This is a genomic window from Vibrio sp. dhg (genome assembly GCF_003443775.1).
Taxonomy (GTDB): Bacteria; Pseudomonadota; Gammaproteobacteria; order Enterobacterales; family Vibrionaceae; genus Vibrio; species Vibrio natriegens.
On sequence record NZ_CP028944.1, the window covers coordinates 1,239,218 to 1,252,366 of the forward strand.

Annotated in this window: 10 protein-coding genes; 6 read left to right on the plus strand and 4 right to left on the minus strand. The window is 46.5% G+C overall.

Annotated features, from left to right (window positions below; genetic code table 11):
* Positions 1–2: 2 nt before the first annotated feature.
* Together DBX26_RS21335 and galM are read left to right on the plus strand one after the other, a co-directional pair.
* Positions 3–941, plus strand: a complete 939-nt coding sequence (locus DBX26_RS21335; protein WP_065303162.1) for a glycoside hydrolase family 43 protein — start codon at positions 3–5, stop codon at positions 939–941.
* Positions 942–997: 56 nt separating this feature from the next.
* Positions 998–2,077 carry a galactose-1-epimerase gene (gene galM / locus DBX26_RS21340; protein WP_118120825.1) on the plus strand — a complete coding sequence of 360 codons (1,080 nt, stop codon included), beginning with the start codon at positions 998–1,000 and terminating at the stop codon, positions 2,075–2,077.
* Between the two features lie 63 nt (positions 2,078–2,140).
* On the opposite strand, the gene araC is transcribed toward galM, so the two are convergent.
* The 4 genes from araC to DBX26_RS21360 form a co-directional block, all read right to left on the minus strand.
* Positions 2,141–2,977, minus strand: coding sequence for an arabinose operon transcriptional regulator AraC (gene araC / locus DBX26_RS21345; protein WP_014235075.1), 837 nt, complete (start codon positions 2,975–2,977; stop codon positions 2,141–2,143).
* Between the two features lie 435 nt (positions 2,978–3,412).
* Positions 3,413–4,915 carry an L-arabinose isomerase gene (gene araA, locus DBX26_RS21350; protein WP_065300589.1) on the minus strand — a complete coding sequence of 501 codons (1,503 nt, stop codon included), beginning with the start codon at positions 4,913–4,915 and terminating at the stop codon, positions 3,413–3,415.
* 63 nt (positions 4,916–4,978) lie between these two features.
* Positions 4,979–5,713, minus strand: a complete 735-nt coding sequence (locus tag DBX26_RS21355) for an L-ribulose-5-phosphate 4-epimerase (RefSeq protein ID WP_020335000.1) — start codon at positions 5,711–5,713, stop codon at positions 4,979–4,981.
* Positions 5,706–7,409, minus strand: coding sequence for a ribulokinase (locus tag DBX26_RS21360; protein ID WP_118120826.1), 1,704 nt, complete (start codon positions 7,407–7,409; stop codon positions 5,706–5,708). Before DBX26_RS21360 ends, DBX26_RS21355 begins: the two co-directional genes overlap by 8 nt.
* Before the next feature lie 381 nt (positions 7,410–7,790).
* Here DBX26_RS21360 and DBX26_RS21365 point away from each other — a divergent pair, with 381 nt between their 5' ends.
* The 4 genes from DBX26_RS21365 to DBX26_RS21380 all read left to right on the plus strand — a co-directional run bounded on the left by DBX26_RS21365 (position 7,791) and on the right by DBX26_RS21380 (position 13,105).
* A complete protein-coding gene (locus tag DBX26_RS21365; protein ID WP_081281040.1) occupies positions 7,791–8,789 on the plus strand; it encodes an arabinose ABC transporter substrate-binding protein in 999 nt (332 codons plus the stop codon).
* Positions 8,790–8,848: 59 nt separating this feature from the next.
* The gene (araG, locus tag DBX26_RS21370) at positions 8,849–10,366 is read left to right on the plus strand and encodes an L-arabinose ABC transporter ATP-binding protein AraG (protein ID WP_014235070.1); all 1,518 of its coding nucleotides are present in this window, start codon (positions 8,849–8,851) and stop codon (positions 10,364–10,366) included.
* 17 nt (positions 10,367–10,383) lie between these two features.
* Complete coding sequence (gene araH / locus DBX26_RS21375; RefSeq protein WP_014235069.1) at positions 10,384–11,373, plus strand: L-arabinose ABC transporter permease AraH; 990 nt, start codon at positions 10,384–10,386, stop codon at positions 11,371–11,373.
* A 757-nt stretch (positions 11,374–12,130) separates the two neighbouring features.
* On the plus strand, positions 12,131–13,105 hold the full coding sequence (locus DBX26_RS21380; protein ID WP_014235068.1) for a porin: 975 nt from the start codon (positions 12,131–12,133) through the stop codon (positions 13,103–13,105).
* Positions 13,106–13,149: the final 44 nt, after the last annotated feature.

Genomic DNA, 13,149 nt, shown 5'->3' on the forward strand with positions numbered 1-13,149 from the left:
GTATGACTGATTTCGTAAACCCTATTATCGAGCAACGTGCCGATCCGCACATCTACAAACACACGGATGGCTACTACTATTTCACCGCTTCGGTACCGGAATACGATCGCATTGAGATTCGTCGAGCAAAGACCATCGCGGAGCTCGACACGACCAGCGAACTGATCAACGCATGGTACAAGCCAGATACAGGCCCATACAGTGATTTAATCTGGGCGCCAGAGCTGCACTTTATCGATAACGCTTGGTATGTCTACTTTGCTGCCGCACCGTCTAGAGAAATCATCGATGGCTTGTTCCAGCACCGTATGTACGCGATATCGAATTCGAACCCGAATCCGATCACACCGGAATGGACGTTCGAAGGGCAAATCGACACTGGTATGGATACATTCTGTCTGGATGCGACCTCGTTCAGTCACAATGGCGTTAACTACTACGTGTGGGCACAAAAGGACAACAACATCGGCGGTAACTCAAACTTGTACATTGCTGAGTTGGAAACGCCAACCAAGCTGCGTACCGCGCCACAGTGCCTGACAATTCCAGAGTTTGAGTGGGAGCAAATCGGCTTTTGGGTTAACGAAGGGCCATCGGTAATTCACCGCCATGGTAAATTCTGGATGACGTATTCCGCCAGTGCGACCGACGAAAACTATTGCATGGGATTGCTCTATGCAGATGAAAATAGTGACCTGCTAGACCCGAAAAGCTGGGTGAAATCCAAACAACCAGTGTTTAAAACCAACTGGGAGAAAAAGATTTACGGGCCAGGTCACAACAGCTTTACCGTTGATGAAGAAGGCCACGACCTATTGGTTTATCATGCGCGTGATTACACCGAAATTGAAGGCGACCCACTCTGGGACCCTAACCGCCATACGCGTATCAAACGCCTCATTTGGAAAGATGGTTTCCCACTCTTCGGCGAAGCGATTTAATCCTGTTATATCAGTACCTGCGATTTGCAGGTACTGTGTTTTTGAAAGGAGCCTCTATGCCCAACAGCATTATCCCACCCGACTCGATCAAGGCTGCGATTGAGCACGATCTTTTCACCGATGGTAAGCCTGCGACGGTTCATATATTACGTAATCATCACGGCATGACAGCCACCTTTATGGACATTGGTGCCACATGGCTAAGTTGTCAGCTTCCGACTTCTTCTGGGCCAAGAGAAGTTCTGCTCGGCATGACCTCGCTGCACGATTATCAGTCTCATTCTGCTTTTTTAGGTGCGACCATTGGCCGGTTCGCCAACCGCATTGCTAAGGGGCAGTTCAACTTAAACGGACAAACCTATTCCATTACTCGCAACAATAATGGTAACAGCCTACATGGCGGTATTGAAGGTTTTGATAAACGCCGCTGGCTAGTGAAAGACAAAAGCGATTCACACATTACTTACTGTTTGATGTCTCCCGATGGTGACCAAGGCTTCCCGGGGAATCTTACTGCTGAAGTGGCTTATACGCTGACGGAAAACAATCAGCTGTGCATCGAATACTCGGCGATTTGTGACCAGGACTGTCCAATAAACCTGACCAACCACGCCTACTTTAATTTAGACGGCGCGGAATCTGGCAAAACCATTCTTGATCATGATCTGCAACTACTGGCGAACGAGTATTTACCTACAGATGACCAGCTCATCCCGACTGGTGAGCTGAAAGCAGTACAAGGGAGCAGTTTTGACTTTGGTAGCTCTCAGGTAATCAGAGATCGATTGTTAGAGGATGAAGACCAGAAGCTAGCCAAAGGCTATGACCACGCTTTTACCTTACCCGAAGAGTTAACGGATGGCGTCAGCACTATCGCTCGCCTGACTAGCTCAGACAAGCTGGTGGAGATGTCAGTGTTTACCGATAAACCTGCGATTCAGTTTTACAGCGGTAACTTCTTGGCAGGTACGCCTTCTCGCAATGGTGAGTATCGCGATTATCAAGGCCTAGCGCTTGAAACTCAGTTCTTACCGGATTGCCCAAACCATCCAGAATGGCCAGAGGCGAACAAACGCTTTATTACTCAAAAGTCGTTCTATCAGCATCAAACCAGTTACCAGTTCAACTTTCAATAATCATAAATAATTCGGGCAGGAGAGATTCCTGCCCGACATGTATACTCAGCGTCTTAAGGTTACTTACATCACTTTCTCACGATAGAGTTTCGGGCTTAGCCCGGCTTTGTTCTTAAACACGCGCGAAAAATAGAGTGGGTCCGAATAGCCAATCAAGCGAGAAATTTGGTTGATGGAATAGTTCGATGTCACCAGTAACTGTTTCGCTCGGCTAATTCGTTGGTCATCACGCCACTGGATGATAGTCATCCCAACTTCGTCGCGGAATAAATGCCCCAATCTGGAGGGCGACAAACACACAAGATCGGCTAATTTTTCGTTGCTGAAATCTTCATTGAGGTGTTTGGCCATGTAATTCAACACGTTGGTGATTCTTGGATCAACGAGTTTTTTGATCAGGTTCGGCTGGTTCATTTTACAGCGTATCAATAGCTGCTCTAGCAAATTGAGCGTCAACTCATCGCTGTAGGGCTCGTCCTTTTTACTCAGGTCTTCAATCTGCTTAAACAGCTGCTCGAGCTTTTCCTGAGCGTCAATGTGCACACCTTTAGTGATAAACACACCGTTGATGCAGCTTTCCCACTTAAGACGGTTTATCCAGTAGGCGCGAGGGCGAAAATAGATCCAGCGATGATGCCAGTCTTCAGCCTCTTCTGAGCGGTGGTAGTAGTGCGGTACACCCGTTGGAAAGAGTAGTAAATCGCCTTCATTAACCGTAAATGATTCGTCACCGTGAAATACGGTGCCCTGACCTTTTACCGTCAAATTGATGATAAAGCCCTTCATCCCATGAGGACGGTCAATAACAAAGTCTAGATCGTTGCCTTTTGAGATTGGCGTTAAACCCGCAACTAAATGAGCATTGAAGTCATATCCAGGTTTCAAGGGATCGTTTTGCATTCTATTTTCCGTATAACAGCATTAAAACTTGCCGCAAAATCGCGCGGCAAAAAAGTAAACCAGAGTGGGAAGCGTTGTTTAAGTCGTTGTTTTAACGCTTCACCATAATTATCGGTTGCAGCCATTATGTTGTTGCGATGGCAGGCACCTAGTTCGCATATCACATCGCTACGCCACAACCTGTCATGCTAAGCATGGATTTATCAGTATAGTTGTCACAGACCGCACTGCTATCCTTGTTCGTTTGGCATACGCATAACCCACAAATTCTACTCGATTACTTTGCGCAGTAAAAAAATAGGTAACGAAAACGAGAGGTAGGGAATTGTTCAAGCTAATAGGGAAGGTGGCATGATGTGCGAGAAGTTGGATGTTCAAATATAGCGAAACACCTACTCGACTGACCCCCTCAGCCGAATAGGTGCATGCGTGTTTTTAGATACCGCTGCTAAAACGGTAGAACAGACTGTTGTGCTTCAGCTCTGTTTTGAAGTCACGGATGGTGGTGTTCTTGTCAATCACAACCAGCTCGATACCCGCAAACTCAGCGAAGTCTTCTAGCATATCTAAAGTGACGTTTTGCGTGTATACGCTGTGGTGCGCGCCACCCGCATGAATCCATGAAGCCGCAGATACTTCCAGGTTAGGCTGAGGTTCCCAAAGCGCGTGTGCCACAGGCAAGTTCGGTAGATCTGATGGTGGTGTTACGGTATCAATTTCATTCACCAACAAGCGGAAGCGGTTACCCAAATCAATCAGGGTTGCCACTAATGCAGGGCCAGATTTCGCGCTGAAGATCGCACGTGCGACATCGTCAGTTTTACCGATAGTATGGCGATGAATCTCAATTGATGGCTTGTCAGCGGCGATCGTCGGGCACACTTCCAACATGTGAGCGCCCAGAACCTGGCCTTCACCAGTTAGGTTGTAGGTGTAGTCTTCCATGAACGACGTACCGCCTGGTAGACCTTGACCCATGGTTTTGATGATGCGTGTCAGCGCGGCCGTTTTCCAGTCGCCTTCGCCGCCGTAACCATAGCCTTTTTCCATTAGGCGTTGGGTTGCCAAACCAGGTAGGTTAGTCAAACCAGTCAGGTTTTCAAACGTGTTCACAAACGCCATACAGCCGCGCTCTTGCAGGAAGGTTTCCATGCCTAGTTCAAGGCGCGCTTCATTCTTAAGAATTTCCAACTGTTCTGGCGTTTCAAAAATCTCCGGAGCGATTCGGTACGTTGAGCGGTACTCTTCCAGCAGGGCATTGATTGCGCTGTCTTCGACTTTGTTCACGACTTCAGTCAGTTCACCCAAACCGTAGGCGTGTACTTCAAAGCCAAATTCGATTTGTGCGCTAACCTTGTTACCTTCAGTTACCGCTACCTGGCGCATGTTATCGCCAAAACGAGCGACACGTAGAGTGTGGCTCTCGTGCCAACCAATTGCCGCGCGACACCAGTGGTCGAGCTGCTTACGTACAGAAGGTTTCTGCCAGTGACCAACGATAACGCGGCGGTCCAAGCCAAGACGCGTACCAATGAAGCCAAATTCGCGGTCACCGTGCGCACTTTGGTTCAGGTTCATGTAGTTCATGTCGATGCTTTCCCAAGGCAGCGCTTCGCTGAACTGGGTGTGGAGATGAACAAACGGTTTATTCAGTTGCTTAAGACCTGAAATCCACATTTTTGCTGGCGAGAAAGTGTGCATCCATAGCACTACACCCAGACAGTTTTCATCGTTGTTTGCTTGCTGGCATACGTTAAGGATTTCTTCTGGCGACTTCACTGTTTCTTTACATACAACAGGCACGCACACATCGTTGCTCTGGTTGAAACCAGCCACGATCTCTTCGCTGTTCTTTGCCACTTGCTCCAATACTTTAGGACCGTATAGGTGCTGTGAACCGGTGATAAACCATACAGATTTGTTTGTTAAATCTTTCATAAGTGCCTCTGTTATTCTGTGTCGCATTGGTCGCCTCGCTACTTGCCAGGTGACAATTGTTAGTTATTTTTGTCCGTAGTACGCGTCTTTACCGTGCTTGCGTAAGTAGTGCTTATCCAGCAAGGTCTGTGGAATCGGTAACGTACTCGGGTTGATAGAGAGTGTGCGGAACGCCATTTTTGCCACTTCTTCCACCACCACGGCGTTATGTACGGCGTTATGTGGGTCGGTTCCCCAGGTAAATGGCGCGTGCTCGCGAACCAAAATTCCGGGAATCGCCATTGGATCAGTTGCGCCAATCGTTTCAACGATGACTTTGCCGGTATTCAACTCGTAGTCGCTTTCAATCTCTTGTTGAGTCAAAGCGCGGGCACAAGGAATATGACCGTAGAAGTAGTCCGCGTGCGTGGTGCCAAAGGCTGGAATCGCTGCGCCCGCTTGCGCCCATGACGTCGCATAAGACGAGTGGGTATGCACGATGCCGCCGATTGACGGGAACTGGCGGTATAGCTCTAGATGCGTCGCGGTGTCGGAAGAAGGTTTAAGATTGCCTTCAATGATTTCGCCTTGCAGATCCACAACCACCATGTTTTCCGCACTGAGTTCGCTGTATTCGACGCCACTTGGCTTAATCACGACTAAACCGGATTCGCGATCGATGCCTGACACATTGCCCCAGGTGAAGGTCACGAGGTTATGTCGCTGAAGATCCATGTTCGCCTGCCACACCTGATGACGAAGCGTTTTCATGCGTTCAGCGAAGGAGTCGACGTCATTCCATGTTGTTTGTTCAGACATCTTCACGCTCCTGAGATTGATGGAACTCTGCCATTTGTTCCATGTGTTGACCGAGTTGACGATACGTCGCGTAGCGCTCTGCTCGCAAAGCTTGCACTTGTGGGTTTGGTGAGTATGTTTGACGAACAGGGCTTGCCATGACGTCTTGCGCTGCTTTGGTGTCTGGGTAAACGCCAGCCGCGACTGCCGCAAATATCGCTGCCCCTAATGCACAGCATTGATCCGACTCAACCACGATGATTTCTCGACCAATCACATCCGCGCACATCTGCATCACGAACGGGGATTTTTGAGCAATACCACCGATGGCAATAACGCGTTCAACCTTGACGTCTTGCTCGATAAAGCAATCCACAATCGCTTTGGCACCGTGAGCCGTTGACTCAACCAACGCTGAGAAGATGGCTGGTGAAGCACTGCCAAGGTTCAAATCACTGATAGCACCTTTTAGTCGTTGGTTGGCGTATGGTGTGCGTCGGCCATTGAGCCAGTCCATCGCGACAGGTGTGTATTTGTCGATACCCTGCTGCTCCGCGGCTTGCGAAAGCATTGGCAATAAGTCAGACGCAATTTCGTCAGCGGTTTTTGCAAAGTCTGGATTGCGCTCAGCGTAAGCCTGCAGTGGCCACATCAGAACGTTCTTAAACCAAGCGTACATATCACCAAATGCAGATTGTCCAGCTTCTAGTGCCAGTAACTCTGGCATCGCACTGCCTTCAACCTGGCCACAAATCCCGTGAATGGTGCGATCGCCAACCTGATCGGCTTCAACCATCAAAATGTCACAGGTTGAAGTACCAATCACTTTAACTAAATCATTGGCACCGGCACCGGCGCCCACCGCGCCCATGTGACAGTCAAACTCGCCAATTGCAATCGCAATGCCTTCTGGCAAGCCCAGTTTTTCTGCCCATGCTTTTGACAAGTAACCAGCGGCTTGGTCCGAAGTGAATACTTCTGTGAACATACGATCGCGTATGCCATCCAGTGTTGGAGAAATCGCGCTTAAAAACGCTTGGTCAGGCAGGCCGCCCCAGCTGTCGTGCCACATGGCTTTATGTCCGGCAGCACAAATACCGCGACGCAGTTTTTGTGGATGCTGAGCGTCGGCGAGAATCGCTGGAATCCAGTCACAAAGTTCTACCCAGCTGTAGGCGCTTTTAGCAACTTGTTCGTCTTGTTCGCTGACCCAAGCGGCTTTAGCCCAGAACCATTCCGATGAATAAATACCACCGATGTAACGGGTGTAATCGGTGAAATCACCTGAGTGGGCAAGCTCGTTGATCAGATCCGCCTTAGATACCGACGTGTGATCTTTCCAAAGGACAAACATCGCATTTGGGTTGTTCTCGAACTCCGGTAGTAATGCCAGGATGTTGCCGTTTTCATCAATTGGGGCTGGTGTAGAGCCTGTGGTATCGACACCGATACCAACGATGGAAGAGGCCAGTTCAGGCGAAACCGTGGTCAGTACTTCTTGGATCGCACTGGTCATTGCATCCAAATAGTCTTGAGGGTGATGTCTGAATTGAGATTGAGCAGGCTGACAATATAGCCCTTTCATCCATCGCGGGTAATAGACGACAGACGAAGATACTTCACTGCCTGTTTGTGCATTTACGATAAGGGCACGTACGGAGTCTGAACCGAAGTCCAAACCAATGACATGCTGTTGTTGTGTGTTTAATGTGTCCATGACTGCTCCAGCTTTTGGTCAGCAAACTAAATCTACTTGTTGTTATAGCTAGAGGAGGGACGTTATCCCATAAAGAGGTCTGCTAACTTTATGGACAAAAACGTCATGGACGATTTTTTGTGTTCTTTTTAACACCTTCTGCTGTCAGGTCGGAATAGCAAGAAACCAGTGAATTCAACGTTTGCATTAGGCTGGTATTGGGTCAATTACTGCGAATTTTGATCAGTGGTCGCATAATTGAGATCTGTGTCATAGCCCCTTTGGCTAAATGAATGGACAAATTCGCTACATTTTTCCGCTGTGATTTTTGTCACTAACAAATGTCCCTAAATCCACAAATATGTATAGCGAACACTCACCTCTACCAGTGGATGGATAACAATGAAACTAAAAAAACTACTCACAATCGCTGCCCTATCTGGCGTAACTATGCTTAGTGCTTCGGCCAACGCATTTTTCGGTTCAAATGATGACACCCGACTAGGCTACCTAGTTAAGCAACCTGAAGAGCCATGGTTCCAAACGGAATGGTCATTTGCTGAAAAAGCCGGTAAAGATTTAGGCTTTGAAGTAGTAAAAATGGCGGTGCCAGATGGCGAAAAAACCCTGAATGCTATCGACACTCTAGCGGCGCAAGGCGCGAAAGGCTTCGTTATCTGTACTCCTGACCCTAAATTAGGTCCTGCAATCATGGCGAAAGCGAAAAGCTATGATCTAAAAGTGATCACTGTTGATGACCAGTTCCTAAACGCGAAAGGCGAGCCAATGACAGACGTACCATTGGTTATGATGGCAGCGACTGCTATCGGTGAACGTCAAGGTACAGAGCTGTACAAAGAAATGCAGAAGCGTAGCTGGGATGCGTCGACAACTGGCGTTATGGCAATCACTGCGGACGAACTTGATACGGCACGTCGCCGCGTAGACGGTGCTATCTCGGCTCTGGAGCAATCTGGATTCCCAGCTGATCAAATTTACCGCGTACCAACCAAAACCAATGATATTCCAGGAGCACTGGACGCTGCGAACTCTCTACTTGTTCAATACCCAACTGTTAAGCAATGGCTAATTGTTGGTATGAACGACAACACAGTATTAGGCGGCGTACGAGCAACGGAAGGTCAGGGCTTCGGTTCAGACAACGTAATCGGCATTGGTATCAACGGTGTGGATGCGGTTAACGAGCTTGCGAAATCTCAACCAACCGGTTTCTACGGTTCACTACTACCTAGCCCGGACGTACACGGCTACAAGAGTATCGAGTCTCTATACAAGTGGGTAAAAGAAGACGTTCAACCTGAGAAGTTTGTTGAAGTTACGGACGTTGTTCTTATCACTCGTGACAACTTCAAAGACGAACTGGCGAAAAAAGGGCTGTAAGCTCACTTTAGGTGACGGCCGGCTTGGTCGTCACCAACTGATTTAACGGAGAGAATTTCATGGCGAAGTCCCCCTCTTACATAGAGTTTCGAAACATCTCGAAGCACTTCCCAGGTGTTAAGGCATTGAACAACGTGAGCTTCCGCGCCGATGCGGGCAGTGTTCATGCTTTGATGGGTGAAAATGGTGCTGGTAAATCAACGTTACTCAAAACCTTAAGTGGTTTTCATAAGCCTACGGAAGGTCACATCGCTATTGATGGTAAAGAAGTAGCGCTGAATTCAACCAATGATGCGCTTGAGCACGGTATTGCCATTATTTATCAAGAGCTCAACTTGGTTCCTGAGTTGACGGTTGCGGAAAATATTTATCTTGGTCAACTACCGACCAAGGGTGGCCGAGTGGATACAGAAACCCTCAACAAGAACGCACGAGTTCAGTTAGAGCGTTTAGGTGAAACATTCGACCCATCTTGCCAGCTAAAAGAGTTGTCTATTGGCCAATGGCAGATGGTTGAAATTGCCAAAGCACTGAGCCGAAACGCACAAATTATCGCATTTGATGAGCCAACCAGTAGTTTGTCACAGCGCGAAATTCAAAACTTATTCAAGGTTATCCGTGAACTGCGTGATGCGGGCAAAATCATTATGTACGTATCGCACCGTATGGAAGAGATCTTCGACCTGTGTGATGCATTAACTATCTTCAAAGATGGCCAGCACGTGCAGTCATTTACTGACCTTTCTCAGCTGACTAACGATCGTCTAGTTGAACTGATGGTTGGCCGTGAAATTAGTGACATCTTCAACTACCGCCCGCGTGAACATGGTAAGAGTGGTTTACGCATTGAAAACTTTGAAGGCCCAGGGTTAACGGCTCCGGTGTCACTGGATGTCAAACAAGGTGAAGTTCTTGGTTTGTTTGGATTGGTTGGCGCAGGTCGTACTGAGCTTACTCGCCTTATTTTCGGTGCAGACAAAAAGACAGGCGGCGATCTTTACTTACACGATGTCAAAATTGGCGTCAAAAACCCGCAAGATGCAATTCGTTACGGCATTACGCTTTGTTCGGAAGACCGCAAAGCTGATGGCATCGTTCCTATCATGTCGGTACAAGAGAACACCAACATCAGTGCTCGCCCTTGGCATTTAAAATTCAAGAGCTTGATTGATTTCGACTGGGAAAAGAAGAATGCCTCGAAGCAAAAAGAAGCGCTGAATGTCAAAGCTTCTTCTCTGGAGCAGCCAATTGGCAAGCTATCAGGCGGTAACCAGCAGAAAGTGATTCTTGGTCGTTGGTTGTCAACGGCAATGAGCGTCATCTTACTGGATGAACCTACTCGTGGTATCGATGTGGGCGCCAAATCTGAAATTTACGAACTCATTTTTAAGCTGGCAGAAAACGGAGTAACGGTACTCGTTGTTTCCAGCGATTTACCGGAAGTGTTGGGTATCTCTGACCGTGTACTTGTTATGAAAGACGGCGCGGTAACCGGTGAACTACAACGCGACGAATTTAATGAACAAACCGCGCTTCGTCTGGCCATGCTAGATAAAGAAGAGTCGGCAGCCGCTTAAAATTAAGGAATATCATTATGTCTACTTCTAACCCTACAAAAGCGATAGAGTCAGCTCCAAAAACTGGCAGCTTTAGCTTCGGTAAAATCTGGGATAAATTCGGAATGCTAATGGTGTTTGCAGGCCTGTTTATACTCTGCTGCCTTTTCGTTCCCTACTTTGCAACCTTCATCAACATGAAAGGCTTAGGCCTGGCAATCTCGATGAGTGGTATGGTGGCATGTGCCATGCTGTTCTGTCTTGCTTGTGGTGACCTTGACCTTTCTGTTGCCTCAGTAATCGCATGTTCAGGTGTTGTCACCGCTGTGGCTATCAACGCGACCAGCAGCGTCGTTCTGGGTGTGGGTGCTGGCCTACTTTCTGGTGTGGCATTTGGTCTGTTAAACGGCTTTGTTATCGCCAAACTGCAAATCAACGCACTGATCACGACGCTCGCAACCATGCAGATCGCTCGTGGTCTAGGCTACATCATATCTGACGGTAAAGCGGTAGGTATCACAGAAGAGAGCTTCTTCGCGTTAGGTAATTCTTCTTTCATCGGTATTCCGACACCAATTTGGCTAACACTGATTACATTCGCTGTCTTCACATTCTTACTGAATCGCACCGTTTATGGCCGTAATACACTGGCGATTGGTGGCAACGAAGAAGCTGCACGTCTGGCAGGTGTAAACGTGGTTAAGACCAAGATGATGATCTACACCATCTCTGGTTTCATGGCTGCACTAGCGGGTGTTATTCTGGCAGCTCGTATGACTTCTGGCCAGCCAATGACTTCGGTTGGTTTTGAACTGGTGGTTATCTCTGCGTGTGTATTAGGTGGTGTATCGCTAAAAGGTGGTATCGGTAAAGTCTCTTACGTTATTGCTGGTGTACTTATTCTGGGTACTGTAGAAAACGCGATGAACCTCCTGAACATGTCTCCGTTTTCTCAATACGTTGTTCGTGGTTTAATTCTACTAGCAGCGGTTATCTTTGACCGCTACAAACAGACAGCAAAAGCATAAATGAATTGCTGACCTAAGAACGCTACAAATCACTAGAAAGAGTCCCTTCAGTAATGAGGGGACTTTTTTATTTTGTCTATCTTAAAACCCTTTGACCTACTGAGTATTGCGGGTTGGTTGAATCTGCAAAGCTTACGAACTCATCATAACATCCCACCCCTCAGAAACCTGGAACACAGCATTTATACGCGCAAGCACTCGAGCATCATGCTGGATATAGGGCTCTTGTCTGCTGTTTAGCCAGCGTCTCATTCATGTGAAAATCATAATCCTCAAAGATGCGAAATCAATTATCTTCAATGTTCAGAGATATATTTATATATCCAATCCCGCCCTTAGCATTTTTAAAATAATAAAGAATATATCTATAAATAGAATTGCGATTCATATCTAATTTTTATTTTTATTATTTCACAATTTTATCATCACTGTATTGTTTGTTTTTAAAACATATTTATATATCAAACCCCGCCACCTCAATAATGATTGTTCTTGCGTTTGATCTTAATCAATAAAATACGCCGCAAACTAGTAATTTAAATGCATGAAACTGCATATCGTGACTTTGCAAATATGGGTTTAATTATGATCTTGATCTTGTTTATTAAAATTAAAATAACATTTCAATTTTAAATTAAATTTATTTCGATAATATTATCTCAGAAGCACATTCAGCATAAGAATGTAATCTCTTAGCCTATAAATACTTTTAATACAATTAGTTGCGATGAAAATTATGCAACACATGGAGTACGATATGAACATCAAACCTTTAGCTATTGCAATTTCTGTTCTATTTACTGGTGCAGCAGCAGCTGGCGAAATTTACAAATCAGACGAAAATACAGTTGAAATGTCAGGTTGGGCAAAAGGTATCGCAATCTACGTTAATGCTGATGATAAAAAGAAAGAACCACACGTATTTACAGATGCACACCTAAAAGTTAAAGGTACGCATCAATTGAATGAAGATGCGAAACTAATCGGTTCTTTCGCAATTAATGCTGGCGACAGTGTGACAAAAGAAAACCGTAATGCAGAATTCGCTGATATTAAATTAGAATTTGACCACACTACTTACGGTAACTTCTCTTTCGGTGATACAGGTAACTCATTCGGTGCAGTTGAAAAAGCGAAACAAGGAGAAGGTTCTAACCTATACATCATCGGTCAAGGTGGTGTAGATGGCCAAGGTATCCGTTACAAGAAAACAATCAACGATCTTGAGTTTTCAGCAAACTACGAAACGGACAGTGACTCAGACAACGAAGCAAACTTTGCTACATCTCTAAACTACAAAGTAGACGATTTTTCTGCAGCGGTAGCTTACGGTTCTGACGGTGACAAAGCGAACTCTGTCGGTTTAGCAGGTGACGTAACACTGGGTGATTTCAAATTTGGCGCGGCATTCATTTCTTTCGAAAACGCAGCGAGCTTGAAAGCAAGCGACAGTGTTGAACTTAAGCTTGAATCTCCAAACGACGGTGAAACTTACTCTGTAGCAGCAGCGTACACATTTGACTGTTTCAAAGTTTACGGTTCACTTCAATACGCAGACGGTGACCTACAAGGTACGGCTGTAGAAGCGCAAACTGCATACCTAGGTCTTGGCTACGATGTAACAGATTCATTCAAAACAGACTTTGTCGTTCAAACTGGTTCTGTAGAAAAGCAAGGCGAAGAGAAGAAAGACGGTTACGGCCTTAAGTTTGTAGCGAAGTACTCGTTCTAATTTCCAGTTCTATTAATAATCCACTGCTTTACCTTACTTAAAGC

Bases quoted from the DNA above. Each gene is read 5' to 3' on its own strand.
- DBX26_RS21335 (WP_065303162.1), top strand. From the start codon at position 3: ATGACTGATTTCGTAAACCCTATTATCGAGCAACGTGCCGATCCGCAC.
- galM (WP_118120825.1), top strand. From the start codon at position 998: ATGCCCAACAGCATTATCCCACCCGACTCGATCAAGGCTGCGATTGAG.
- araC (WP_014235075.1), bottom strand. From the start codon at position 2,977: ATGCAAAACGATCCCTTGAAACCTGGATATGACTTCAATGCTCATTTA.
- araA (WP_065300589.1), bottom strand. From the start codon at position 4,915: ATGAAAGATTTAACAAACAAATCTGTATGGTTTATCACCGGTTCACAG.
- DBX26_RS21355 (WP_020335000.1), bottom strand. From the start codon at position 5,713: ATGTCTGAACAAACAACATGGAATGACGTCGACTCCTTCGCTGAACGC.
- DBX26_RS21360 (WP_118120826.1), bottom strand. From the start codon at position 7,409: ATGGACACATTAAACACACAACAACAGCATGTCATTGGTTTGGACTTC.
- DBX26_RS21365 (WP_081281040.1), top strand. From the start codon at position 7,791: ATGAAACTAAAAAAACTACTCACAATCGCTGCCCTATCTGGCGTAACT.
- araG (WP_014235070.1), top strand. From the start codon at position 8,849: ATGGCGAAGTCCCCCTCTTACATAGAGTTTCGAAACATCTCGAAGCAC.
- araH (WP_014235069.1), top strand. From the start codon at position 10,384: ATGTCTACTTCTAACCCTACAAAAGCGATAGAGTCAGCTCCAAAAACT.
- DBX26_RS21380 (WP_014235068.1), top strand. From the start codon at position 12,131: ATGAACATCAAACCTTTAGCTATTGCAATTTCTGTTCTATTTACTGGT.